This is a genomic window from Sphingomonas sp. MMS12-HWE2-04 (assembly GCF_044881185.1).
In the GTDB taxonomy this organism is placed as follows: Bacteria; Pseudomonadota; Alphaproteobacteria; order Sphingomonadales; family Sphingomonadaceae; genus Sphingomonas.
Map to the genome: position 1 here is coordinate 2,485,858 of NZ_CP173254.1, position 23,553 is coordinate 2,509,410.

The following is a 23,553-nucleotide window of genomic DNA, read 5'->3' on the forward strand; positions in this document are numbered from 1 at the left end:
CGGTTTTCAGCCGCCCTCCGGCTTGCATTTCGACGGATGCAGGGTGTGCCCCTTAAGCACGATGTTTAATCACAACAGGCGTCGGGAAACAACGGTGGATTTGGGGATAGAGCGGGATTTCCCCCCACTTTGCGCCACTTTCAGGAACATTTCATGTTTCAATCCTGCTATGTTCCTTTTATGTTTTGCCCGACGGCCATTCCGGTACGCACAAATCCTGAAGCGCAGCGGATTGCGCTCCGGCGAGGTCGCGGAACGGCCGAACCCATCGTATTTTCAATCGGATAGGGGGCGATGCTGCCGAAATTGGCGGCATCCGCGCGTTCCAACGACGGGCAGCGGCGGCGCCACTTCGCTGAATCGATCTGGCTAATTGAGAAGAATTGCGCGCATCGAGTCGCGCGCGAAGGCGCCCCCCACCGAGGCGGCCCAGGGCGACATCCGCGCCGCTAGTGCGTTACTGCTGCTGGCTCGCGTCGGGGGTGGCGGTCGACGAAGTGCTCGGCGCCACGCCAAGTTCGGCGAGCGGCTCGTCCTTGGCCTTTTCGGCAATCTGGTTGGTGTTTTCGCCGGTCATGTTGGCGACAACCGAGGCATTGGGTGCGCCGATCGCCGTGACCGGCTCGTCGCGATTGGCCGACGAAAAGATCGCCGTCGCGAGTCCGATAAGGACCAGTACGATCGCGAGTCCGGTCATGCCAACCCGAACACGCTGCATCGTCTGTACCGAGTCTTGGTGCGATCCCGACTTCATCTGTGGCATAAATGTAACGCCTTTGCCGCCTCTTGTCGAGGCAGGGCGTCATTTCGTCGCAAGCCACTCAGGAATCGGCAATCCTTTGCTCGCCAGCCACTCGGCATTGTAGAGCGTCGAGAGATAGCGGAAGCCGGTGTCGCACAGGATCGTCGCGATGCGCTTGCCCGGCCCGAGCTGCTTGGCCAGCCGCACCGCGCCGGCCACATTGATCCCCGAGGAAAGCCCCAGGCACAGCCCCTCTTCCTTGAGCAGCCGCTCGACCCATAACAGCCCTTCCTCGTCGGAGATGCGGAACTGGGTGTCGATCGGCGCGCCTTCCAGGTTGCCGGTGATCCGGCCCTGCCCGATCCCCTCGGCAACCGAGCTACCCTCGGCCTTGAGTTCGCCACAGGCATAATAGTCATAGAGCGCCGCACCGTGCGGATCGCTCAGCGCGATGCAGACGCCCTCGTCCTTCGCCTTCAATCCCAGCCCAACCCCGGCGATCGTGCCGCCGGTGCCCGCGGCGCAGGTGAAGCCGTCGATCCGGCCCTCCATCTGCGCCCAGATCTCCTCGGCGGTGCCGACGATGTGGGCGCGGCGATTGGCGATATTGTCGAACTGGTTGGCCCAGATCGCATTGGGCGTCTCCTCGGCGATGCGGCGCGAGGTGTGGACGAAATGCCCCGGGTTCGAATAGGGCGCGGCGGGCACCAGGACGAGCTCGGCGCCGAGCGCGCGCAGCGTGTCCATCTTCTCGCGCGATTGCGTCTCGGGCATCACGATGATCGTCTTGTAGCCCTTGGCATTGGCGACCAGCGCCAGGCCGATGCCGGTATTGCCCGCGGTCCCCTCGACGATCGTCCCGCCGGGCTGGATCGCCCCGCGCGCCTCAGCATCCTCGACGATGAACAGCGCCGCGCGGTCCTTCACCGAGGCGCCGGGATTGGCGAACTCGCACTTGGCGAAAATGTCGCAGCCGGTTGCCTCGCTGGGCCCCTTCAGGCGGACGAGCGGGGTGTTGCCGATGAGAGCCAGCGTATCGGATGTCACATGCATGCCGGCTAGATAGGGGAGCAGTGCCGGTGCGGGCAAGCCAAGCTGCGTTGCAGAGGTGAAAGCAAAGCTGCGGCGACTGCCCCTTGTCATCCCGCGCCCCGGTGCCGGCCCGCAACCCTACGCAATCGCTATGCCCGCGTGCGCTCTTCCGTCTCGAAACTTAACGCGTGCCCCGCCTAATTGCAGCGCCGGAGGTTCTACCCATGTTCAGTCTATCCCCTCTCGCCGCCGCCCTGTTCCGCGCGCCTGCCGACGGCCATCCGCCCCATCCGCGCCACGGCCCCAGCCGGCAATGCATCGAAAGCGCGCTCGCCGAACTGCGCTTTAGCGGCCGGCGTGCCGTCCGCATCCTCGATCTCGGCTGCGGCGCCGGCGATCGGCTACTCCATGCCGCCGCCTTCGCGCGCAGCCTCGGCTTCGTCGCGATCGAGGCGCGCGGCACCGACCTCTCGGCGCTGCGCATCCGGCAGGCCCGCGCGCATGCCCGCGAGGCGAAGCATCCGAGCACCAGCATCCGGTTCGACCTCGCCGAGCCGATCGCTGCGCTCGCGGCCGAGCATGACGGCGATGCCGATCTGATCCTGCTGTCCCAGCCTTTGCCCTATCGCGCAAGCCCGCTGGCGCTCGCGCTCGACCGTGTCGCGGCCGGGCCTGTCCTTACGGCGCGCTGACCACCCCGGCACGCGCGAGGTGCGGCCCCAGGCGCCCGGAAAGCCACAGGAAAAACATCCGATAGTCCGAGAATAGCGACCATAGCGGATGGGTGAAGGTCGCCGGGCGGTTCTTCTCGACGCCGAAATGCGCGCCCCAGGCAAAGCCGTATCCGGCCAGCGGCACCAGCGCCCACCACCAGCCGCCCGCCGCGATCGCAATTGCCAGGAACACCAGGCTCAGCGCGGTGCCGGCATAATGCAGCCGCCGCGTCGCCGGTTTGGCGTGCTCGCGCAGATAGAAGGGCCAGAAGTCGGCATAGCGGGTGATGGTGCGCGCCATGGCGCCAGGCTATCGCAACGCGATGGAGTCCCGCAAGCAATCCTTCCCGCCGGTGGTCGATGCCCAGGTCCGCCTGCTCGTGCTCGGCTCGCTCCCCGGCGATCGCTCGCTCGCCGAACGGCGCTATTATGCCCATCCACAGAACCAGTTCTGGCGGCTGATGAGCCCAGTGGCCGGCACCGATCTCGCCGCCCTCGCCTATGACGATCGCCTCGCCGCATTGCGCACCGCGCATATCGGCCTGTGGGACGTCGTCGCCAGCGCGCAGCGCCCGGGCAGCACCGATGCGGCGATGCGCGACATCGAGCAGCACGATCTCGCCGGGCTCGCCGCCACCCTCCCCGATCTGCGCGCGATCGCGTTCAACGGCGGCACCGCGCTACGCCTCGGCCTGCGCCAGCTCGGCGCGCTGGCGCAGCGCTACGCCGTCGTCGCGCTGCCTTCCAGCAGCCCGCTCCATACCGTCGGCATCGCCGCCAAACAGGCCGCCTGGAGCGCGCTTTCGGCGCATCTGCGCTGAGCCGTTTGTAGCCTCCATGTCACCGATGTCAGATAGTTCGCGCTGACCTGATTTGTATCGATCTTTGCACTTGCCTGACGAGTCGCGATCCCGCACTCCTTGGTTTCGCGGCGGAGACCGCGCACAGGACGCTAAACAATAAGACATTAATTTCAAGGATATAGGAGGGGATTTCACGTCGGCATGCCGCGGACGGGTCGCAAACGGCTCGCGGCAGGGGAAACAAAAACAAAAAGGAAAAAGAATCGTGAAATCCTTCAGGGGGGCGGCGGCCCGGTATCCATCCGCCGAGCCGTTGAACGTCGAGGGCCATATGCCAGCACTGGGTGCCGCGAGCGCCGCCGAACTGCTCGGCGCGCACGAAGTGCGTCCCGTGCTTGAGCGCTGGTTCGAGCGCAGCCGCGCCGAACTCGGCCTCGATCTTTTCTTTCATTATCGCTTCGAACAAGGCGCCGGGCTGATGCTCGAGGCGCATGGCGGGCTCACCCCCGATCAGGCCGCGGCCGGCTTCCGCCTCCAACTCGGCGACGCGATCGGCGAGGCTGCGATCCGCGAGCGTCGCACGGTGCTGGTCGATGTCGCGCGCTCCACTGATCCGGCCAGCGAATTCGCCCGCGAACTCGGGCTCGACGCCTATCTGTGCCTGCCGCTGGTCCATCGTGGCGAAGTGCTCGGCACCCTCGCCTTTGGCCGGCGCGGCGGGAGCTTCGACGAGATCGAGGTCGCCGCGCTCGAGACCGTCGCCGCGCAGCTCGGCTTTGCCCGCCACCGTATCGCGCTCGAACGCGCGCTACGCTCGGCGCATGCCGAACGCGACCGGCTGCTGCTCGACAAGCGCGAAATGGAGGAGAAGGTCGTCGAGCTGAGCCGGGTCAGCGCGCTCGGCGCGGTCGCCGCGACGATCGCGCACGAGCTCAACCAGCCGCTCGCCGCCGCCGCCAATTTCGTCGCCGCGATCCGCCTCGATCCCAACCCGAGCGAGGGCCGCGTCGCCGAGCTTTCCGGCGCCGCCGAGAAGCAGTTCCTCCGCGCCGGCGAGATCATCCGCCGCATCCGCCGGATGGTGGCGCGCGAGGCGCTCGCGCTCGAGGCGGACGATCTTGCCCCGATCATCGACGATGCACTGGCGCTGGTCCGCGCCGCCGCGCGCGGCCCGGTCCCCGCGATAGACGTGGTCCTCGGCGACAACGCGACCCGCGCGGTGGTCGATCATGTCCAGCTCGTCCAGATCCTCGCCAATCTGCTGCGCAACGCCGCCGAGGCGACCGAGACGCTGCCCGAAGCCCGGGTGACGATCGAGACCCGCCGCCTCACGGCGCGCGAAGTCGAGGTGCGCGTGGTCGACAACGGACCCGGCGTGCCCTGGCCGGTCCGCGCCGCGCTGTTCCAGCCGCGCGCCGGCCTGTCGCGCCGCGGGCTCGGCCTGGGGCTGTCGATCGCGCGCAACCTGGTCGAGGCGCATGGCGGCGGCATCCATATCGAGGATACGCCCGGCGGCGGCGCGACCTTCGTCTTCACTCTCGCCGCGACACGCGACTGACCAAAAAAATGCCGGTGACGCGCTGGGCGTCACCGGCAGGTGGTTCTCAGGGAGGGTCCCGGCAAGGGGTTGCGCCGGAGCCTTCTGGCGAGAGAGCGCCAGAACGGGTTAGCGCGTGCGGCCAGTCAGCGAGACGCCGATGACGCGCGGCTCGTTGAGCACGGCGGCCATATAGTTCTCGATCACGCCCTTGAGGTTCTTCTCGTTGGTGATGTTGCGCGCGAACGCGGCGACTTCCCAGCGACCGTTGCCGCCCTCATAGCCGACCTTCAGACCGCCCTCGAAATTGCCGTCCGAATAGAATTCGTCGGTCTTGTAGAGGACGAAGTTGGTATAGCCCTGCAGGTTCCAGTCGGTCGACACGAACAGCTTGCCGCTGTCGGTGACGGGGATATCATAGCGTGCCGCGACGTTGACATTGTACTTCGGCGCATTGGGCAGCGGATTGCCGTCGATCTGCGCGAAATAGGCCGGCGCGCCGAACACCGTGCGCTTGACTACAGGATCGTTGACCGTGCAGACCAGCACGCCGTTCAGCGCACAGGCCTGGGCGTAGACGCGCTTGTCCTGGATCTCGGTGTGCAACAGGCTGCCGCCGAGCGAGAGCGCGAAGTTGCGCATCGGGTGCCAGTTCAGCTCGGCCTCGGCGCCGTATGCCTTGGCCTTGTCGGCGTTGAACAGCACGCCATTGCCGTCGCTGTCGTTGCCGTTGAGCTGGATGTCGTCGACCGTATAGGCGAAGCCGCTCAGGTTGAAGCGCAGGGTGCGGCCGATCTGGGTCTTGATCCCCGCTTCCCACGACAGGATCGTCTCGGAGTTCGCGGTGGTGAACGCCGAATTGAACACCGCTGAACGGCCCTGGATCGTCGGCCCGCGGAAGCCCTTCGCGACGCGGGCATAGACGCTGACGTCGTCGCTCACTTCATACAGCGCGCTGACGTCCCAGCTCGGCTTGGTGTCCTTGAGCTCGATCTGCTTGGCGAACGCAGTGGGGAAGGTCGGGCGCGCGCGGACCAGCGCGGTGTCTTTCTTGTCCTCGGTGATGCGCGCGCCGGCAGTGATCGTCAGCTTGGGGACGATCTCGTAGCTCGCCTGGCCGAACAGCGCCCAGCTGGTGTTGACGTTGTGCAGGCGCACCCAGTTGTTGGGATCGCGCGCCGCGCCGGTCAGGAACCAGGTGCGCTGGTAGAAGTCGGTATAGTCGCGGCTGTCGAAATACATGCCGCCGACCTGCCACTTGAAAGGGCCGTCGCCGTTGCTGGCAAGCCGCACTTCCTGCGTCCACTGGTCGAGATCGCGGACCTTGCCCATCGACTCGCCGAAGCCGTTGGCCACGCCGTTGACCGGATAATCCGCCGCCGCGCCGCCATCGGTGTCGCCGCGGCTATAGCCGGCGGTGTGCTCATAGGCAGTGATCGAGGTCAGAGAGACGCCGCCGAAATCATAGCTGAGGTTCAGCGAGGTGCCGAAGGTGGTATAGCCCTGCGGATTGTCCATCGCCTCGTCGAAGCGGACCGAGGTGCGCGAGACGTTGCTGACGTCGTTCGAGCCCTTCTTGATCGCCTGGCGCAGGAACAGCGTCGAGGTACCCTCGTACGAGCGGCCATGCATCGAGGCGAGCATCGTGAAGTCGCCCGACTTGGCGAGCAGCTGGAAGCGCAGGTCGCGCTCGTCGAAGCCGCCCATCGCATCCTTCTTGGGCGTCTGGGTGCCGTCGGCGCTGGGGCCGGCATAGTTGTTGTCGACATAGTCGTCGCGGTGCTGGAACAGGCCGGACAGGCGGATCGCGACATTGTCGCTCAAAGGACCGCCGACGCCGGCGTCGAGATTGACGCTGTTGAAGCTGCCATAGCTCGCGGTGGCGCGGGCATCGAGGCCGTCAAAGCCCGGGCGCACGGTATCGAACTTGACGATGCCGGCAGTGGTGTTGCGGCCGAACAGCGAGCCCTGCGGCCCGCGCAGCACTTCGACATGATCGAGGTCATAGACCGGGTTGGACTTGAGCACGACATGCTCGAGCACGACGTCGTCCTGGATGATCGACACCGGCTGCGAGGCGCCGAGATAGAAGTCGATATTGCCCAGGCCGCGAATGTAGAAGCGCGGGAAGATGCGGCCGGTGGTAGTCTCGGCGTAGAAGCTCGGCACCTTGCCCGAAAGCGCCAGCAGCGTGTCGCCGCCGTCGCTCGCATAGCTGCGCTGGTCGTCGCCGCCGATCACCGCGACCGAGACCGGCACGTCCTGCTGGTTCTCGGGGCGGCGCTCGGCCGTCACCACGATCTCGCTCAGGCCGTCGTCATTGGCGACGCCGTTCTCGACCTGCTGCGCCTGCGCCGATCCGGCAAAGGCGAGCACGCCCAGCGCCGCGCCGACCAGATAGCTTCCCCGAAGGGCCACTGGCTTCATCATCTATCAATTCCCTGCTCTGCGTTTTTTATTTCAGGCAGCAGCAGGCACAGCACGACACCGCGCGAACCGCAGCTGCAATTCCGCCCGATGCCCATATTTATGTCTGGCCGCCCCCGCCTGTGGGTGGCGCTTAGGGGTGATTTATGGCGCTTGCGTGACAGCCATCGCGCTTCGTCGCACGCGCGGCGCGGCGCCCTTTAAGCACCGCGCCGCCGCCGCTCATTTCGCCTCGGCGCGCACTGCCTTGGCGATGTCGCCGTAAAAGTCGCCATGATAGCGCGAATTGACCAGCATGCCGACGCTCACGCCGTTGTTGAACGTCAGGATCAGCGAGCGCAGTTCGCCGCCATTTTCCGGCGGGAAATAGCCGTTATGGCCATAGGCGGTCAGTCCACCGCCGAAATCGGAATACATCATGCCCTGGCCCTGCTGGCGCATCTCGTCGACCGTGGCCGCCGGCAACAGTTTCTCGCTCGCCCAGAGCGCGTGCGCAAAGGTGGCGAGCTGGCGCGAAGACAGGTTCCAGCCCTGCGATCCGCAAACCTGGGTATCGTCGCCCCAATTGACGCCCGGCTTTAGCGTCGAGAAATCATAATTGGCCGCCGCGGTGCTCTTGTAATTCATGTCATCCTTGGTCGAGACATAGCTGAGCGCGGGATTGTCGGGTGCCGCGCAATCGCCGCCGCCCATTCCGGCGGGCTTCAGCACCAGATCGTTGACGATCACCCAATAGCGCGGCCCGGCAATGGTTTCGGCGGGAACCTTGCCGTCGACGATCCGCGACAGGATCCAGCGCAGATAGCCGTAATTGGCGTTCGAATATTTGGTGTTCATGTCGATCGCGGGATCCTTGTCCGCGGCCTTCCAATCGGTGGCCGCGCAGGTCTTGAGATCGGCATTGTAAGGCTTGCAGCCCCGGATCCCGCTATTGTGGGTCAGCAGCTCGCGCAGCGAGATCGTCTTGAACGAGTCCGAATAGGTCCAGTCCGCCGGCAGCAGCGTATAGGCCTTGGTGTCGAGGCTCACCTTGTTCATCGACGCGGCACGCACCACCGCGACGGCAGTGATCGTCTTCGAGACGCTGGCGATGTTGATCCGGTCGCTGTCGGTCCAGGCGCGCGGATTGGCGTCGGGCGCCGAACGCGCCATCCCGCCGGTCGTGCTCGCGCTCGCCCCGCCCGGCATGATCACCGTCACTGCGAAGCCCACCGACTTGCCGGCCATGTTGGCGTTGATCGCCTTGGCGATGTTCGCCGCGATCGCTGCCGGCGCCATTTTGAGGATATTCGGATCGATCTTCCACTGGCGCGGCGGCGTGCGGATATGCGCGCCCAAGTCGCCGACGGGAAGCTGGATGCGGTTCTGCACGGTGGTGACGCGCAGATTGGGGCGCTGCTGGGCCGAAGCGGGCGCGGCCAGCGCGCAGCTCGCCAACAGGATCGGCAGGACGTTTCTCATCGATTTTCCTCACAGGTCGTTGTTTGCATCGAGTGTCTGCGGTCACGACCCGAGGCTGCCGGCAGATCTTTTCTACGCTAGACGGCAGCGCGCACGCAAAACGGACAGGCCCGCGCAGCCGCTCTTGCCGCGCGCCAAACGAGCGAGGAAATCAGGTCTGAACCCGGCAGGCGGCAACTCTCAAGCGAGCCTCGAACGGCCGATTCCGGGTGGATTGTAGACAGCTTGTGCACCCCGAACGCACCTTAGCCGCCGTTCAGTTCGCGTGTCCCGTATGGCGGCCAACGGCCGCCACCACCGGGGATTGTCAATTCTAGACCGACTTCGACTTTCGGTTCGCTCCAAAATTCGAGGGCGCGAACCAACCCAGAATTACCGGCACGCAGCTAATGACATACCCACCGAAATTTACAGTCATATAGTCTGAGAGATGCCATGTGGGGCCGATGCCGAATTGCAAGATCATCAAGAGAACCCACGAGCCTGACAACCCGGCATCATGAAGTCGGTGGTAGGTTATAATAGTGAGGGCGATAGACAAACTTGCTGCGGCTAGGAAGCAAAGCCAATCGGGAACGCCAATGAAGACGCCCGAAAGCGCTAGAATCGACGCGAGCATCAACACTATCGAAGCTATCCGATAGCGTGAGCGTTCAGCAAAAGCTGTCCATTCTGCCCTCATCATCCTCGATTACCTGCTTGGACCTTCAAAATCCAGCGCTTGCAGCATTTCACCGCCAGGCTGATGCTGTGTCCGCTTTCAGTTAGCGTCACGGCGTCGCTGGATGACCGGCTTTTGGGCCGTTTGCCGACAGTCCGCTTTTATGCGCGACAACCTATAGCATCAGATCAGCAGCCGGCCCCGCCCCTATTCGGGCTTCGGCTCCCACAGCTCGATCTTGGTGCCGTCGGGATCGAGGATCCAGGCGAACTCGCCGCTTGAATCGCTGGTGCGCTTGAGGATCGGCACCCCCTTCGCTTTCAGTCTCGCGACAAAGGCGTCCATGTCGTCGACGGTGAAGTTGAGCATGAATTCGCGCGAGGACGGCGCCATATAGGTCGTCTCTTGCTTGAACCCGCGCCAAACCATCATCGAGGGATGGCCGGGTGCGTCATAGCGCAGCATCGCGCCGCCAAAGGCCTCGATCTGGATGCCCAGCACGTCGCGATACCAGATGGCGAGTGCCTTGGGATCCTTGCTCTTGACGAAGATCCCGCCGACCCCGGTGACCCGCCCGGCCTCCTGTGCCCGCGCCATGCCCGGCGCCGCCAGTGCTATTCCGATCGCCAGCATCGCTGCCGGCAGCTTCCGCATCACTCGCATGCCAATCCCCTTTTCTGCCAAGGGCAGGGCAAGTTCGGGCCCTACCGCGCTTCCGTCCCATTCCCCATCGCTGCCGCGCCGATCTCGCCGGCCGGCACTTGTCGCGCACACCCCGTCAGCACGCGTGCGCCGATATTCACTTCGGCCTTGAGCGGTTGTTCGATCACCGGCTTGCCGCCTTCCAGGCACGTCTCTGCGGTCAGCGTCGCGGTGACGCGCTCGCCCGCCGGGGTCTGGGTGGTATAGGTCGCGCTGTCGCGCGCCAGCTTGGGGTCGGCCGGGTAAAGGTCGGTAACCTTGCCCCCGCCTTCTCCCTTCCCTTCGAAATCGGTGAAGGTGATCCGCCCCGGCGCTATCTCCATCGCCCAGAACGGCCGCGTCCCGCTCGCGCGCACTGGATGCCACAGCCGCACCCCGGCGAGCTTGGGCCCCTCGGGCAGCTTGACCACGGCTGCGCTATTCGCGGCGGCGTTGTCGGGCGCGGGGTCCGATCCGCAGGCGGCGAGCAGCAGGGGCAGCAAAACGACGAGACGATTTATCGCCAAAGCCTGCGAGCGCGCGGGGCGGCGGTCAAGCGATACGCTGTCCTACAGGACGATGTTCTGCTATTGTTCCGGCGCAATGCCTGCGCCGACTCGCCCCTTCCCGCCCATGCCGGCCGACGCCATCGGCGCCGCTCGCGCAGTGCAGGGCTGCCGCGAAAGCGGCGTTGGCTGTCAACTTTGTCAACCGAGCGCGCATCAACCGTCGCGAGCCGGCGCCGAAAACGCCATTCCGTGTCAACTTCGTCAACCGACGCCGCCCCAAGCGGCTGGTTGTCAACCGAGCGGCGACGACGCCGTTTCGTGTCAACTTCGTCAACCGGCGCCGCGCCGGTCCGCCGCCGAAAACCCCGTTTCGCGTCAACGCTGTCAACCGACGCTGGTCTTCCCGCCCCGCCCGCTGAGCTGGCTGTTCCTCGATCTCAATTCCTATTTCGCCAGCGTCGAGCAGCAGCTCGATCCGGCGCTGCGCGGACGCCCGGTGATCGTCGCGCCGGTCGATGCCGATACCACCGTTGCGATCGCCGCCTCGGTCGAGGCCAAACGCTACGGCATTTCCACCGGCACGCCGGTCTGGGAAGCCAAACAGAAATGCCGCGACATCGTCGTCACGCCGGCGCGGCACGATCGCTATGTCGAATTCCACCACAAGATCCTCGACGAGATCTGGCGGCACGTGCCCGTAACCCATGTCTGCTCGATCGACGAAGTCGCGTGCCGGCTGATGGACAATGAAAACAGCGTCGAGGCCGCGGTCGCGCTCGCGCACCGGATCAAGGCGGGCATCCGCGCCCATGTCGGCGAATGCCTCACCAGCTCGGTCGGCATCGCGCCCAACCGGCTGCTCGCCAAGCTCGCCTCGGATCTGCAGAAGCCCGATGGCCTGGTGGTGTTCGCCGCCGAGGAGCTGCCTCAGCGCCTGTTCGATCTCAAGCTGCGCGACATAGCGGGCATCGGCGAGAAAATGGAGCGGCGGCTGGCGCGCGACGGCATCCTCGACATCCGCCAATATTGCGAGCGCCGTCCGCGCGACGCCGGCAGCGCCTGGGGCGGGGCCAATGGCGATCGGCTCTGGTATCAGCTCCACGGCGTCGACTTGCCCGAAAAGCCCACGCAGAGCCGCACGATCGGCCACAGCCATGTCCTCAGCCCCCGCCAGCGCGGGCTCGAGCCGACGCGGCTGACCGCGCGCCGCCTCGCGCTCAAGGCGGCGAGCCGGTTGCGCCGCAAGGGCTATCGCAGCCGCCTGCTCGTGCTCCACGGCAAGTTCGAGGACGACAAGTCGAACTGGCGCGCCGCGATCAAGCTCCCCGCCACCCAGGACAGTTTCGTCATCCTCGCCGCGCTCAACTCGCTGTTTCCCCGCCTCGCCGCGGCAGGGCGCGCGCGCACCGGCGGGTTCCGGCTGCGCATGGTCGGGGTGACGCTCGCCGAGATCGAGTCGGTGGAGGGCGAGCAGGGATCGCTGTTTGGCGCGCTCGATCCCGATGATCCGCTGGCGCGCGAGACGCGGACACTGGCGCTGTCGCGTGCTATGGATCGGCTGAACGAGAAGTTCGGGCGTCATGCGGTCAGCGTCGGGCCGATGAACGGGGGGCGTCTCGATCGGGTCGGTGCGCGGATCGCCTTTGGGCGGATTCCCGAACTCAGTGAATTCCACGAGTAGCGTATCCAGTCACATCAGCGCAACAAAAGGCGTATTTTATTGCGTTGCACAACAATTATGTGACTTTGTATCCCGAATCGGGTTGACGATTGATACTGTCTAAGGAAAAGCACGGGTCGCTATGAAGAACACCTTCCTTTTTGCCGCCGCCGCCACAGCGCTTGTCTCGCTCGCGGCTTGTAACAACAAGCCCGAGGAAGTGAGCAGCACTGCGCCCGATCCCATGGCGTCGCAGCTGGCCAATGCCGCTCCGGTCGAGCTTCCGCCGGCGATCGCGTCGAGCGTGACGCTGCGCTGCGGCGACAACAGCCTGGTCTATGTCGAGTTCTTCCAGGGCAACAAGCAGGTGCAGCTCCGCACCGAAAAGGGCGGCAAGGCCACGATGCTCAAGGCGCCGGCCGCGGGCGAGCCCTATGTCGCCGATGGCGGCTACAAGCTCACCGGCACCGCCAAGAGCGTCGACGTCACCGTGCCCGGCAAGGGTTCGAAGACCTGCCACGCCTGAGGCGCGGCGCGTTTTTCTGAGTTCCAGGGGTCGGACGGGCATTCCCGCCGGCCCCTTTTCCTGTCAGCGTGTGTTCCCGCGTCGAGGATCCCGCCGATGAGCCATCGCCAGTCGCCCCAGCTCGATCTGGACCCCGATCTGGTCTTGCGCGCCTATGCCATGGGCGTGTTCCCGATGGCCGATCATCGCATGGCCGCCAGCGTCTATTGGGTCGAGCCCAAGCTGCGCGGCATCCTCCCGCTCGACGGCTTCCACCTCGCTCGGTCGCTCCGCAAGACCATCCTCCAGGACCGGTTCCGGGTGACGGTCGACACGGCGTTCGAACGGATCCTGCAGCTCTGCGCCGAGTCCGCCAGCGACCGGCCAGACACCTGGATCAACGGCCCGATCGAGCGCGTCTTCACCGAGCTCCATCGCCGCGGCTTCGCCCATTCGATCGAATGCTGGGAGGGCGACCGTCTTGCCGGCGGGCTTTACGGCCTGGCGCTCGGCCGGGCGTTCTTCGGCGAATCGATGGTCACCCGCGTCCGCGACGCCTCGAAAGTGGCCTTCGCCCATCTCGTCGCCCGCCTCCAGGCCGGCGGCTTCACCTTATTAGATTGCCAGTTCCAGACCGAGCACCTCGCCTCGCTGGGCGCGCTCGAAGTCCCGCGCGACGATTATGTCGCGTTGCTCGGCGCCGCGCTCGGCCCGTCGACCGCCGGGCTTTCCGATGGCGCGCCGTCGGTCGACGGCGACTTCTTCGCGCTGGACCGCGCACCGCTGCCTGCCGTCGGTGCCGGCACCGTAGCCGGACCGCTGTCCTTGAAGGTCATCGCGCAGCTCTTGGGCCACACATCGTAGATCGGGTGCTGGACGACGTTGAGCGCCGGCCGCTCCTTGTAGAGCCAGCCCGAAAACACGCGCCGCCAGCTCTTGTCGAGCTGGAGCACATCGACCTGGACGAAGGCGCCGGTAAGCTGGTCGGTCTCCCAGGGCGCGGTCTTGTCGCAGGCACGCAGCCGGACGATCACGTCGCCGATCCGCGCCGCCTGGCCAGGCTTGAGCTTGAACTCGCGCGCCTCGCCATTGCGCTTGTTGAGCAGGCCGATAACCGCCTCGCGGTCCTTCATCGGCGTTGCCGCGGCGTCCAGCGTCGCGCCGTCAGGCCCCACTGACACCACGTCGGCACTGCCCTTCGGCCCGCCCGCTGCGCCTGAGATGACGATGTCGTCGGCACTGTTGTTGGTAACGTCACCCCCGCTTTGGCACGCGCCGAGCGCAAGCAGCAGCAAGGCCGCCGCAGGTCCGGCGCGCAGCGTCATGCGTCGGGGGTCCAGGCCTCATAGTCGCCGGTGGCACGTGCACGATGGTCGCCCACGCCCAGCGCGCCGGCCGGGCGGTACGCCTGGCTGCTGCCGGTATGGTTGGGCTCGGCAGGCTTTTCCCACACCTTGGGTGCCGGCAGCGCCTGGTCGGGCGCGGCGTCGATCTGGTGATGCAGCCAGCTGAACCATTCGGGCGGCACCCGGCTGGCATCGTTCGAGCCGTTATAGATCACCCAGCGGCGCGGGTTGCCGTTGGTGTCGCTGCCGCCCTCGTAATAGAGATTGCCCAGCGAATCCTCGCCGATCTGCTTCTTGCCGCGCAGGCCGAACCAGGTGCCGAAGGTGGCGCCGTTCCACCAGGTGAAGGGATTGCGATTCAGACCCATGCGCGCCGATTAGCGATGCCTGAGGATCGAGGCAAATCGAATCCGCCTCTCAGCGGCTCGACCAGCTCACCTTGTCGCCCGGGGCAATCCCCAGCTCCGCCGCCTTGCCGCCGTTGATCTCCAGCACCGCGCTCACTGGTTCGCCCGATTTGTGGGCATCTTCGGAGAAGGGCGCGGCGTTGGCGGCGATCGCCGCGATCGTGCCGTCGGGGCGGATGAACAGGATGTCGAGCGGGCTCGGCGTGTTCTTCATCCAGAAGCTCGCCTCCCGCGGGCCTCCGCCCTCGCCCGGATAGGGCGTGAACAACATGCCGCCATCGGCGGGAATCTCAGTGCGGAACATCAGCCCCCGCTCCTGCTCGTCGCCGGTGCGCGCCAATTCGACGGTGAAGCTGCGCGGCCCCTGCCGGGTCGCCACGGTGACCTTGGTCCGCGCCGCGGCTGCCTGCATGCCCTGGCTACGAATCGGCGCGTCCGCGCTGGACACGCCCGAGGCAAGCAGAATTGCCGCAGCAAGCGCCGCCCCCAGTCCACGCATTGCGATCATTGTCTCAGTCGGTCCTTTCGACCGCCACTGCGAGCGGCCCCTTATCGCCGTCGACGATGCGCGCCTTGAGGGGCTGGCCGGGCTCGACGTCCCCGATCTCGGCACGACGCAACGTCTCCATATGGACGAATATATCCGCTCCATCCGAATCGCGCACCAGGAATCCGTAGCCCTTCAGGCGGTTGAACCACTTCACCGACGCCGCCTCGAACGGGCCCGCCGTCTCGATCAGCTTGAGGCGGTCCGATCGCTCCCCCTGCCGCTTGGGCGGCTCGACCGCCTCGCTCAGGTCGATCGAACGCACTTCCTTGGCCTGAAGCCCGCGTTGGCGGTGCACCGCAACGCATTCGACACGCGCTCCTTCGGGCAGGCTCCGCCGGCCATGCTCCTGCAGCACGGTGAAGTGTATCAATATGTCGCCGGCAACCGGCTCATCGGCCACGAGAAAACCGAAGCCTCGGGTAACGTCGAACCATTTGACGATGCCCGAATAGACCTGTTCTTCGGACGCCGTATCGACGTCCAAATCCTCTTTCCCCAATGACGCGACTTCGACGTCGCTCGACGCAAGCTGTGGGTCAGCACGCATTTTTTGTTTCCCCCAAGCGCCGAGGTTAACATAGAATTTTCTAAAAAGGGAACTGGGTTTGTGCGATTCAGTCCCAGCCGGAGACGAGTGTCTCGACATCGTCGCCCGGCGCCATGCGCGTGATCCTGCGCGCCAGATCCAGCGGATGGCCGGCGCGAAGCATCGCCGCGAGCTGCTTCTCGCGCTGCGGGTGATCGGCTTCCTCCAGCGCGAAGGGACCGATCCGCTTGCGTCGCGCGAACGCCAGTGCGCTCTCCGCCTGCCCCTCGCGCGCAGCCTCGGATGCCGGCGCAGCATCTTCCGACCCTACCCCGGCATGGCGCAGCGCCTCCTCGACGCGGCGCGCACCCAGGCCGCGCCGCCCCATCGCCCGCGCCTTCAATTCGGCGAACAGGCGATCGTCGACATAGCCCAGCACAGCCATCCGCTCGGCGACGCCCTCGGGGTCCGCGGGGCGATCCCCCGCCCAACCGCGCTCGCGAATTTTTCGCGCGAGATAGGCCGCGAGTTTGGCCCGCGTGGTGGCGAAACGTTCGACATATCGTAGCGCGAGACGCTCGAGAACGGCACCGTCCAGCGGCAGGGGTGGGCGCTTGCGTGAGGTCATGCGCCTTGATTGTGCCACACTGGCAACCGATTTTGAACGATAGAGCGGAGCAGAGCCGATCGCATTTCGATGCGTTGTGGGGGCACCACGGACTGTATCACGCAGGGGCGCGAGACAAAGAATGGAATTGGACGTTACGGGATCGCTTGAGAAGACCGCGGAGACCGGGGCGCTAGCCCCTACCCCAACCGGGGACAGTCTGCCGCGCCGTCTCGCCGATTTCGCCACCCTCGGCGAAGCGCTGGACTATGCAGCGGCCGGGCAGCGCGGACTCAATTTTCACGACGCACGCGGCAATCTGGCGCGCGCCTACAGCTTTGCCGAGTTGCGGCAGGACGCGCTGGCGCAGGCGCATCGCCTGATCGCGGCCGGCGTGAAGCCCGAGGACCGCATCGCGCTGATCGCCGAGACGGGTGCCGAATTCGCGTCGCTGTTCTTCGGCGTGGTCTATGCCGGCGCCTGGCCGGTGCCGCTGCCGCTGCCGACCAGCTTTGGCGGTGCGCAATCCTATATCGACCAGTTGAAGGTCCAGCTCGATAGCTGCGACCCCAAGATGCTTTTCTTCCCGCCCGAAATCGGCGCGATGTGCGCCGAGGCGGCCCGGATCTCCGGCACCCAAGGCATCGACTGGGCCGAGTTCATCGCGAAGGATGCACCCGCAACGGCACTCCCGCATGCCAAGACCGACGACATTGCCTATCTGCAATATTCGAGCGGCTCGACACGCTTCCCGCACGGCGTTGCGATCACCCATCATGCGCTGCTCAACAATTTGTCGGCGCACAGTCACGGGATGGAGCTTCAGGATAGCGACCGCTGCGTTTCCTGGCTGCCCTGGTATCACGACATGGGGCTGGTCGGCTGCTTCCTCTCGGTGGTCGCCAACCAGGTCTCGACCGACTATCTCAAGACCGAGGATTTCGCCCGGCGTCCGCTCGCCTGGCTCGATCTGATCAGCCGCAACGAGGGCACCACCCTCTCCTATTCCCCGACCTTCGGCTACGATATCTGTGCGCGTCGCATGTCGAGCCAGACCAAGGCGAGCGACCGCTTCGATCTCAGCCGCTGGCGCGTCGCGGGCAATGGCGCCGACATGATCCGTCCGGATGTGATGCAGTCGTTCGTCGACGCCTTCGCCGATGCGGGCTTCAAGGCAACGGCCTTCCTGCCGAGCTATGGTCTTGCCGAGGCGACGCTCGCCGTGTCGATCATGCCCCCGGGCGAAGGCATCGTCGTCGAACTGGTCGAAGAGACCCAGCTCTCCGGCGGCAGCCGCGGTGCGAACCGCCCGCAGCGTTTCCGCGCGATCGTCAATTGCGGCAAGCCGGTGAAGGATATGGAAGTCCAGATCCGCGAGGAAGACGATACCCCGCTTCCCGACAAGGCGATCGGCAAGGTCTGGTGCCGCGGACCTTCGGTGATGGTCGGCTATTTCCGCGATCCCGAATCGACCGATGCCTGCATGAAGGACGGTTGGCTCGACACCGGTGACATGGGCTATATCTCGGACGGTTATGTCTACATCGTCGGCCGGGCGAAGGACATGATCATCGTCAACGGCCGCAACCATTGGCCCCAGGATATCGAATGGGCGGTGGAGCAGCTCCCCGGCTTCAAGCAGGGCGATATCGCCGCCTTCGCAATCACCACGCCGGGCGGTGAAGAGACGCCCGCGGTGCTGGTCCAGTGTCGCACCTCGGACGAACAGGAGCGCGTCCGCCTGCGCGACGAGATTCGCGAGCGCGTCCGCTCGGTGACCGGCATGAACTGCGTCATCGAGTTGGTGCCGCCGCGCACGCTGCCGCGCACCAGTTCAGGCAAGCTCAGCCGCGCCAAGGCACGCAATCTCTATCTGAACGGCGAGATCAAGCCCTACGACATCGCCGCCTGAGATGCTTTCGCCCCTCCCAGCGGGAGGGGCATCTCGTCTAATTTTTCATTCAATCGCGCGCGTTCTAACCTCTCGCTAACCAGCCTGCGGCTATTGGTGCGGGGTGACTAGCCAGACGACCTCCCAGTTCGCCAAGCCGCGAATCGACGCGCGAGCCCTGCTGGGGCTGTACGACCCCTCGGATACGACCGATTGGGGGCCAATTCGCGCGGCGCAACTGCATGCCGGCCGCCAGCTCGCGATCTTCATGCTCGCCGCGAATCTGGTCGCCGCGATGCTCGTCACGCTAATTCTAGCCCCGCGCGTTCCGCTCTGGCAGCTGCTGACCTGGGCGGCGCTGGTCGCCGCGGTCGGCGTCGCCGTCGCCTTCCGTCGCCTTTCCAAGCGCCACCGCGAAGCGCTCGCGGCGACGCTTGGCGACGTTCGCGAGACGGTCCTCGACGGGCTCGCGCTCGGTGCGGTGTGGACCGTGCCGCCGCTCGCCTTCGGCCATGCCGTCGACACGGGCGCCGCACTCGGCCTGTGGATCGTGCTTTCGCTGCTGATGACGGCCTCGGCGGTGGCGATGGCCGCGCTTCCGATGGCGACCATCTTGTTCGTCTCGCTCGTCGGTGCCGCCGTGACGACGATGCTGGCCCTGCTCGCCAGCCCCGTGCTCGCTGCCGCAAGCGCGCTGTTCACCCTGCTGCTCGTCATGTCGACCTTCGGCCGCGGCAAGGCGCTGGTCGTGATCCGCGCCAATGAAATGGCGTTGGCCGAACGCGACGAGACGGTCAGCCTGTTGCTGCGCGAATTCGAGGAATCGGGCTCCGACTGGCTTTGGGAAATCGACGCGCAGCGCCGCGTCAATCGCGCCAATCCGCGCTTCGCCGTCTCGCTCGGCGCCGATCCCAAGACCATCAACGGCACGCCGTTCCTGCAGGTACTCGCCGGTCCCACCTGGGAAAGCGGCAATTTCGCGCCCGAGCTGCGTGACCTTGCCGAAAAGCTCAAGGCGCGCGAGGCCTTTCGAGACCTGCTGCTCCCGGTCTTCATCAAGGGCGAAGAGCGCTGGTGGGAGATGTCCGCCTCGCCCCGCTATGACGAGCGCGGCGCGTTCGTCGGTTTCCGCGGCGTCGGCTCGGACGTCACCGAAGCGCGGCAGTCGGCCGACAAGATCAACCGCATGGCGCGCTACGACACGCTCACCGGCCTGCCCAACCGTCTCCAGATCAACGAGACGCTGGCGCGCGCGATGAGCGATGCCGACAAATGGAGTTCGCGCTGCGCCTTCATGATGATCGACCTCGATCGCTTCAAGGCGGTCAACGACACGCTCGGCCACCCGGTCGGCGACCGACTGCTCGGCCGCGTCTCCGAACGCCTCAAGCTGCTGATGAGCGACAATGAGATGATCGGCCGGCTCGGCGGCGACGAATTTGCCGTGGTCGTGCGCGATGCCACCGACAGCCAGCGCCTCGAGCGCCTCGCGCACACGATCATCGACGCGCTGTCCCAGCCCTACGAAGTCGATGCGCATACGCTCTATATCGGCGCATCGGTCGGCGTGGCGGTGGGCCCGCGCGACGGCCGTACTGCCGAGATGCTGATCCGCTCGGCCGATCTCGCGCTCTATCGCTCGAAGGATGCCGGCGGCGGCGTGTTCCACGCCTATGAGCCGCAGCTCCATATGGCGGCCGAAGAGCGCCGCGTGCTCGAGATCGCGCTGCGGAGCGCCGTCGAACATGGTCAGCTCCACCTGAACTATCAGCCCGTGGTCAACTCGGGCACCGGCCAGCTCACCGGCTTCGAGGCGCTGCTGCGCTGGAATCACCCCGAGCTGGGCAGCATCTCCCCCGCCAAGTTCGTGCCGCTCGCCGAGGAGGCGCGACTGATTGCGCCGATCGGCGAGTGGGTCGTCCGCACCGCCTGCGAGGAAGCGGCGCGCTGGGAAATGCCGGCCCGCGTCGCGGTCAATGTCAGCCCCGAACAGCTTCACAACCCGGCATTCGTCAGCGTCGTCGCGCAGGCGCTCGCACAATCGGGGCTCCCGCCCGAGCGGCTCGAGCTCGAAGTGACCGAGAGCGTGTTCATGCGCGAGGGCACCCAGGCGGTCCAGGTGCTCGAGAAGATCCTAGACCTCGGCGTTCACCTCAGCCTCGACGATTTCGGCACGGGCTATTCCTCGCTCGGCTATCTCAGCCGCACCCGCTTCTCGTCGATCAAGATCGACCGCAGCTTCGTCCAGGGCGCGTCGAAGGGGGAGAAGGAAGCCATCGCGATCATCCGCGCCGTCGTTGCGCTTGCGCAGAGCCTCGGCATGGCGACGACCGCCGAAGGCGTCGAGACCGAGGAGGAGCATGTCATGGTCCAGCGCCTCGGCTGCTCCAAGGTCCAGGGCTATTATTTCGGCCGCCCGCTCCCGGTCGAGGAAGCGCGCGCGCTCACCACTCGCGACATCACCGGCGCTGCCGCCGCCTGACGGCCAAATTTGTCAGTTGCCCCGCAGAAAATCGGACGTTAGAGGCGCGGGACGCACAGGGGCGTAGCTCAGTTGGTTAGAGCGTCGGTCTCCAAAGCAAAAAAGCGATCAGAATTCGGGCGACGAAACCGGTAGAAATCTGCCGCTTTTTGAAGTTAGCGCTGCGCTTTCTTTGAATCAAGGGCACAAATTTGGGCACAACGGCTGTCCCGGCTTGGCCAATTTTGTCCTGATCTGGCTGAGCTCATTCGCATTTCAAGAGCCACCGCTCGCCTTGGGCAGCTCGCTCACTTTTGATCTCAGAATGCGATTCCGAGCTGCGGCAGGATCCCTTGAAAATGACCCAGCTTCATTCGCCCCGCTTGCGAGTGATACTATGACGCGCGACAAAAGATTCCAGGCTGCGCACTGGTATAAGGACTGCCCCATCAAGCTTGACGGTCTCAATTTCCCCACCATTAATTAGCTGATAGAGCTTTGTCCGCCCAATCCCCAGCATTTTGGCGGCTGCGGGAATACGAACGCACAAAGGCGGAAGCACGGGATCAAGTGGCGCAAAGGACTGCAGTCGTGCGGGTTCTGGCGGAGTTACCGCTGGGCGCCCTTTTGGCCTTAGCTTAACGCGCCTTCGGAGCAGCATGTCCATTGCCCGGCCACGACTATCACTGCCTTACATCGCCCCCTCCGGTACGGAACACCGCAGGTCCGTAGCGAAGGGTTAGCCTGCTCGCAACAAGCCGAGCGTATCGACGCTGCCGCCATCCGGTCGGACTATGGTAAATACCGATCGCGCGCCAATAGTCGCGCGTCCTTTCTAGCCCTGACAGGAAGATCCAACGCGCGACATCAACGTTGAAGCACGCGTTATGAATCAGCGAATACCGAACCTGGACTGCCGGCCGCCCGACAAGCTGCGCGACGCGTCCAACCCACCAGCTGTTCACCTGCAGGGGGCCGAGATCATGGCTGCCATCGGAGTTGCGCATCTCGGCACCTACCCAGCCGCCTTCCTGGTCGCGAAGACCCCATAGGGTCTTTTCGAGCCATGGGCGCCCTTGCGCCGCCCGGCGAATACAGGCGCCAACCATCGCCGCGTCATCGGTCCAACGGGCGTGGGCCGGGTGCGTGGGCAGCGCGCAGCCGAGTGTGCCTATCAGCAGGACGGAGCGCCTAGCGATCACGGCTGCCCTCCCTGTCCGGACGGTTCACCGGCTCGCGCTGGGATTGAACGGCCTGTCCGCCCGAGCGGCCGTTTCCTGACCGTCCCCCCCAGAAAACCATTCATCCATCGGTCCATTATCTGGGCGACGGACTGAGCACGTCCGGCGAGAAAGGCGGCGATACCGTCGGGCTCGCTCTCCCCTCGCGGAAGCTGCATCAAGGCTTTCCGCTGCGCGCGCGCCGCTCGCTGCTGCGCCCGCAGCAAGTCCAGACGCTCGCCATGCTTCACCCCCCGCGCTTTGACCGAACTGCCGTCGAGGCGGCCAAGGCCTTCGAGAGAGGATGTCTTTTCGCCGGATCGCCGCTCGAGCTTTTCCACCAGGCGCTTTTCGTCCTCGGTCCATAGCTTGACGCCGAACCGGGCTCTGCTCGATCCGATCGTCAGCCGCATCCGCGAGGCCGGGCTCACCGCCACCAAGATCCATGCCGACGACACGCCCGTGCCGATGCTCGATCCGGGGCGCGGCAAGACCGCAACCGGCAGGATCGGGCCTATGTCGTCGATGATCGCGGCGCCGGCGCCACCACGCCGCCGCTGGTCTGGTATAAGTTCACCCAGGATCGCACCGGCAGTCATCCCCAACAGCAACTCGCCAGCTTCACCGGGTTCCTGCAGGCCGATGGCTATGCCGGTTACGACAAGCTCTACACCACCAACCGCGTCACCGAGGTCGCCTGCTGGGCGCATTTCCGGCGCAAGATCTTCGATATCCATGCGACCAAGCCGACCTCGCTCACCACCGATCTGCTGGCGCGCATCGCCACCCTCTACCGGATAGAGGACGAGATCCAAGGAGCACCACCAGACGTCCGACGACGAGGCCGGCTGGAGCGAACGGCGCCTTTGATCGAGGCATTGCGCACCGCTCTCGACGACGCTCTGCAACGCCTTTCGCCCAAGTCCGAGATGGCCAAGGCGATCGCCTATGGCCGCAAGCGCTGGACCGCGCTCACGCGGTTCCTCGATGATGGCCGGCTGGAGATCGACAACAACATCGCCGAACGCGCGATCCGCAGCATCGCGATCGGCCGCAAGAACTGGCTGTTTGCGGGATCAAAGGCCGGCGGCGAACGCGCCGCCGCGATCTACACGGTCATCGAGACCTGCAAGCTCAACGGTGTCGAGCCGCAGGCGTATATCGCCGACGTCATCGCCAAAATCGCCGGCAACTGGCCTGCCTCACGTTGGGACGAGCTCATGCCGTGGAACTGGTGCCCAGACTTCCAGACGATCGCGGAAGCCGCATAGGCTATGTCGCAATTCGCCCAATTGCGGATATCGGCGAATTTTGTTTAGTCGTCGCCTTTGCTCGATGATGCGGAGTTAGAGCGCTGTGGATGTGATGGCAAAGTTACGACCGATTGGTGCGATGTACAGCGCTGGTGATTTTCGCGGCGGTCTGGTCGAACTTAAATCCCTCTGGTCGGAAGTCCCCGACCCCAAGCCCGAGACGCTCAATGCCTATTTGATCGTTGAGTATGGAGTGGCCCTTGCCCTGAAAGATGGCAATTTTGAGCAAGCACAAGAATGGGCGGATCGAGCCCCGATGTTCGCTGCTAAGCGCCAGGATATGGGCGAAGTCGAGTTTCTCGTGGGGAAAGTCGCCTTCGAACGGGGAGATCTGGAAAAGGCCAAGGAGCAGTTTATTATCGCCAATGCCAAGTCCGAAGGGCGAGCATTTGAAGCGAAGGACGAACGATACAGGCGGCTAATTTACGATGGCAGCTAACCGCCACCAGTTATCAGCGTTCCGCGGTCTTCAGACCACGCTTACGTTGCAGGGGAGCACGT

22 protein-coding genes and 2 pseudogenes are annotated in these 23,553 nt (G+C 65.3%); 10 read left to right on the plus strand and 14 right to left on the minus strand.

Going from position 1 to position 23,553, the window contains the following annotated elements; genetic code table 11:
• Positions 1-457: 457 nt before the first annotated feature.
• Together AB2M62_RS11270 and AB2M62_RS11275 are read right to left on the minus strand one after the other, a co-directional pair.
• The gene (locus tag AB2M62_RS11270) at positions 458-697 is read right to left on the minus strand and encodes a hypothetical protein (RefSeq protein WP_404333788.1); all 240 of its coding nucleotides are present in this window, start codon (positions 695-697) and stop codon (positions 458-460) included.
• A 105-nt stretch (positions 698-802) separates the two neighbouring features.
• Positions 803-1,795: a cysteine synthase A gene (locus AB2M62_RS11275; RefSeq protein ID WP_404333790.1), complete on the minus strand. Its 993-nt coding sequence runs from the start codon at positions 1,793-1,795 to the stop codon at positions 803-805.
• Positions 1,796-1,998: 203 nt separating this feature from the next.
• Between AB2M62_RS11275 and AB2M62_RS11280 the strand changes: the two genes are divergently transcribed.
• Complete coding sequence (locus AB2M62_RS11280; RefSeq protein ID WP_404333792.1) at positions 1,999-2,466, plus strand: methyltransferase domain-containing protein; 468 nt, start codon at positions 1,999-2,001, stop codon at positions 2,464-2,466.
• Here AB2M62_RS11280 and AB2M62_RS11285 read toward each other — a convergent pair.
• Positions 2,453-2,788: an Mpo1-like protein gene (locus tag AB2M62_RS11285; RefSeq protein WP_404333794.1), complete on the minus strand. Its 336-nt coding sequence runs from the start codon at positions 2,786-2,788 to the stop codon at positions 2,453-2,455. The two genes, AB2M62_RS11280 and AB2M62_RS11285, sit on opposite strands and share 14 nt — an antisense overlap.
• Between AB2M62_RS11285 and AB2M62_RS11290 the strand changes: the two genes are divergently transcribed.
• Positions 2,787-3,308 carry a DNA-deoxyinosine glycosylase gene (locus tag AB2M62_RS11290; protein WP_404333796.1) on the plus strand — a complete coding sequence of 174 codons (522 nt, stop codon included), beginning with the start codon at positions 2,787-2,789 and terminating at the stop codon, positions 3,306-3,308. The two genes, AB2M62_RS11285 and AB2M62_RS11290, sit on opposite strands and share 2 nt — an antisense overlap.
• Positions 3,309-3,621: 313 nt before the next feature.
• The gene (locus AB2M62_RS11295) at positions 3,622-4,848 is read left to right on the plus strand and encodes a sensor histidine kinase (protein ID WP_404333797.1); all 1,227 of its coding nucleotides are present in this window, start codon (positions 3,622-3,624) and stop codon (positions 4,846-4,848) included.
• Between the two features lie 108 nt (positions 4,849-4,956).
• On the opposite strand, the gene AB2M62_RS11300 is transcribed toward AB2M62_RS11295, so the two are convergent.
• From AB2M62_RS11300 to AB2M62_RS11320, 5 genes are all read right to left on the minus strand, one after another.
• Positions 4,957-7,257: a TonB-dependent receptor gene (locus AB2M62_RS11300; protein ID WP_404333799.1), complete on the minus strand. Its 2,301-nt coding sequence runs from the start codon at positions 7,255-7,257 to the stop codon at positions 4,957-4,959.
• Positions 7,258-7,476: 219 nt separating this feature from the next.
• The gene (locus AB2M62_RS11305; RefSeq protein WP_404333801.1) at positions 7,477-8,715 is read right to left on the minus strand and encodes a serine hydrolase domain-containing protein; all 1,239 of its coding nucleotides are present in this window, start codon (positions 8,713-8,715) and stop codon (positions 7,477-7,479) included.
• Positions 8,716-9,028: 313 nt separating this feature from the next.
• Positions 9,029-9,400: a DUF805 domain-containing protein gene (locus tag AB2M62_RS11310; RefSeq protein WP_404333802.1), complete on the minus strand. Its 372-nt coding sequence runs from the start codon at positions 9,398-9,400 to the stop codon at positions 9,029-9,031.
• Between the two features lie 183 nt (positions 9,401-9,583).
• The gene (locus AB2M62_RS11315) at positions 9,584-10,039 is read right to left on the minus strand and encodes a VOC family protein (protein WP_404333804.1); all 456 of its coding nucleotides are present in this window, start codon (positions 10,037-10,039) and stop codon (positions 9,584-9,586) included.
• A 41-nt stretch (positions 10,040-10,080) separates the two neighbouring features.
• Positions 10,081-10,584, minus strand: a complete 504-nt coding sequence (locus AB2M62_RS11320) for a hypothetical protein (RefSeq protein WP_404333806.1) — start codon at positions 10,582-10,584, stop codon at positions 10,081-10,083.
• A 76-nt stretch (positions 10,585-10,660) separates the two neighbouring features.
• Between AB2M62_RS11320 and AB2M62_RS11325 the strand changes: the two genes are divergently transcribed.
• The 3 genes from AB2M62_RS11325 (at position 10,661) to aat (ending at position 13,595) form a co-directional block, all read left to right on the plus strand.
• Positions 10,661-12,247 (plus strand): type VI secretion protein ImpB, encoded by a 1,587-nt coding sequence (locus AB2M62_RS11325; protein WP_404333807.1) that lies wholly within the window; start codon positions 10,661-10,663, stop codon positions 12,245-12,247.
• Positions 12,248-12,368: 121 nt separating this feature from the next.
• Entirely contained in the window at positions 12,369-12,752 is a 384-nt protein-coding gene (locus AB2M62_RS11330) for a hypothetical protein (protein ID WP_404333808.1), read from the plus strand.
• Positions 12,753-12,848: 96 nt separating this feature from the next.
• Positions 12,849-13,595, plus strand: a complete 747-nt coding sequence (aat, locus tag AB2M62_RS11335) for a leucyl/phenylalanyl-tRNA--protein transferase (RefSeq protein WP_404333809.1) — start codon at positions 12,849-12,851, stop codon at positions 13,593-13,595.
• 35 nt (positions 13,596-13,630) lie between these two features.
• Here aat and AB2M62_RS11340 read toward each other — a convergent pair.
• From AB2M62_RS11340 to AB2M62_RS11360, 5 genes and pseudogenes are all read right to left on the minus strand, one after another.
• Positions 13,631-14,056 (minus strand): annotated as a pseudogene (locus tag AB2M62_RS11340) (DUF2155 domain-containing protein); the annotation flags it as partial.
• A complete protein-coding gene (locus AB2M62_RS11345; protein WP_404333811.1) occupies positions 14,053-14,445 on the minus strand; it encodes an NADH:ubiquinone oxidoreductase subunit NDUFA12 in 393 nt (130 codons plus the stop codon). The gene AB2M62_RS11345 and the pseudogene AB2M62_RS11340, both read right to left, overlap by 4 nt.
• A 49-nt stretch (positions 14,446-14,494) precedes the next feature.
• A complete protein-coding gene (locus AB2M62_RS11350; protein ID WP_404333813.1) occupies positions 14,495-14,992 on the minus strand; it encodes a DUF192 domain-containing protein in 498 nt (165 codons plus the stop codon).
• A 4-nt stretch (positions 14,993-14,996) separates the two neighbouring features.
• The gene (locus tag AB2M62_RS11355; RefSeq protein WP_404333815.1) at positions 14,997-15,581 is read right to left on the minus strand and encodes a cold-shock protein; all 585 of its coding nucleotides are present in this window, start codon (positions 15,579-15,581) and stop codon (positions 14,997-14,999) included.
• 67 nt (positions 15,582-15,648) lie between these two features.
• A complete protein-coding gene (locus AB2M62_RS11360) occupies positions 15,649-16,188 on the minus strand; it encodes a regulatory protein RecX (protein WP_404333816.1) in 540 nt (179 codons plus the stop codon).
• Between the two features lie 121 nt (positions 16,189-16,309).
• Here AB2M62_RS11360 and AB2M62_RS11365 point away from each other — a divergent pair, with 121 nt between their 5' ends.
• Both AB2M62_RS11365 and AB2M62_RS11370 read left to right on the plus strand, forming a co-directional pair.
• Positions 16,310-18,079, plus strand: coding sequence for a fatty acyl-AMP ligase (locus AB2M62_RS11365; RefSeq protein WP_404333818.1), 1,770 nt, complete (start codon positions 16,310-16,312; stop codon positions 18,077-18,079).
• Positions 18,080-18,182: 103 nt separating this feature from the next.
• Positions 18,183-20,540 carry a putative bifunctional diguanylate cyclase/phosphodiesterase gene (locus AB2M62_RS11370; RefSeq protein WP_404333820.1) on the plus strand — a complete coding sequence of 786 codons (2,358 nt, stop codon included), beginning with the start codon at positions 18,183-18,185 and terminating at the stop codon, positions 20,538-20,540.
• A 349-nt stretch (positions 20,541-20,889) separates the two neighbouring features.
• On the opposite strand, the gene AB2M62_RS11375 is transcribed toward AB2M62_RS11370, so the two are convergent.
• Positions 20,890-21,186 carry a helix-turn-helix domain-containing protein gene (locus AB2M62_RS11375; protein ID WP_404333822.1) on the minus strand — a complete coding sequence of 99 codons (297 nt, stop codon included), beginning with the start codon at positions 21,184-21,186 and terminating at the stop codon, positions 20,890-20,892.
• 940 nt (positions 21,187-22,126) lie between these two features.
• Here AB2M62_RS11375 and tnpC point away from each other — a divergent pair.
• Positions 22,127-23,010: pseudogene (gene tnpC / locus AB2M62_RS11380) on the plus strand (IS66 family transposase); the annotation flags it as partial.
• A gap of 85 nt (positions 23,011-23,095) precedes the next feature.
• Positions 23,096-23,491: a hypothetical protein gene (locus AB2M62_RS11385; RefSeq protein WP_404333824.1), complete on the plus strand. Its 396-nt coding sequence runs from the start codon at positions 23,096-23,098 to the stop codon at positions 23,489-23,491.
• Positions 23,492-23,553 lie beyond the last annotated feature (62 nt).

Coding starts and splice junctions, on each gene's coding strand:
- AB2M62_RS11270 (WP_404333788.1), bottom strand. CDS start 697: ATGACCGGACTCGCGATCGTACTGGTCCTTATCGGACTCGCGACGGCG.
- AB2M62_RS11275 (WP_404333790.1), bottom strand. CDS start 1,795: ATGCATGTGACATCCGATACGCTGGCTCTCATCGGCAACACCCCGCTC.
- AB2M62_RS11280 (WP_404333792.1), top strand. CDS start 1,999: ATGTTCAGTCTATCCCCTCTCGCCGCCGCCCTGTTCCGCGCGCCTGCC.
- AB2M62_RS11290 (WP_404333796.1), top strand. CDS start 2,787: ATGGCGCCAGGCTATCGCAACGCGATGGAGTCCCGCAAGCAATCCTTC.
- AB2M62_RS11285 (WP_404333794.1), bottom strand. CDS start 2,788: ATGGCGCGCACCATCACCCGCTATGCCGACTTCTGGCCCTTCTATCTG.
- AB2M62_RS11295 (WP_404333797.1), top strand. CDS start 3,622: ATGCCAGCACTGGGTGCCGCGAGCGCCGCCGAACTGCTCGGCGCGCAC.
- AB2M62_RS11300 (WP_404333799.1), bottom strand. CDS start 7,257: ATGATGAAGCCAGTGGCCCTTCGGGGAAGCTATCTGGTCGGCGCGGCG.
- AB2M62_RS11305 (WP_404333801.1), bottom strand. CDS start 8,715: ATGAGAAACGTCCTGCCGATCCTGTTGGCGAGCTGCGCGCTGGCCGCG.
- AB2M62_RS11310 (WP_404333802.1), bottom strand. CDS start 9,400: ATGATGAGGGCAGAATGGACAGCTTTTGCTGAACGCTCACGCTATCGG.
- AB2M62_RS11315 (WP_404333804.1), bottom strand. CDS start 10,039: ATGCGAGTGATGCGGAAGCTGCCGGCAGCGATGCTGGCGATCGGAATA.
- AB2M62_RS11325 (WP_404333807.1), top strand. CDS start 10,661: ATGCCTGCGCCGACTCGCCCCTTCCCGCCCATGCCGGCCGACGCCATC.
- AB2M62_RS11330 (WP_404333808.1), top strand. CDS start 12,369: ATGAAGAACACCTTCCTTTTTGCCGCCGCCGCCACAGCGCTTGTCTCG.
- aat (WP_404333809.1), top strand. CDS start 12,849: ATGAGCCATCGCCAGTCGCCCCAGCTCGATCTGGACCCCGATCTGGTC.
- AB2M62_RS11345 (WP_404333811.1), bottom strand. CDS start 14,445: ATGGGTCTGAATCGCAATCCCTTCACCTGGTGGAACGGCGCCACCTTC.
- AB2M62_RS11350 (WP_404333813.1), bottom strand. CDS start 14,992: ATGATCGCAATGCGTGGACTGGGGGCGGCGCTTGCTGCGGCAATTCTG.
- AB2M62_RS11355 (WP_404333815.1), bottom strand. CDS start 15,581: ATGCGTGCTGACCCACAGCTTGCGTCGAGCGACGTCGAAGTCGCGTCA.
- AB2M62_RS11360 (WP_404333816.1), bottom strand. CDS start 16,188: ATGACCTCACGCAAGCGCCCACCCCTGCCGCTGGACGGTGCCGTTCTC.
- AB2M62_RS11365 (WP_404333818.1), top strand. CDS start 16,310: ATGGAATTGGACGTTACGGGATCGCTTGAGAAGACCGCGGAGACCGGG.
- AB2M62_RS11375 (WP_404333822.1), bottom strand. CDS start 21,186: ATGGACATGCTGCTCCGAAGGCGCGTTAAGCTAAGGCCAAAAGGGCGC.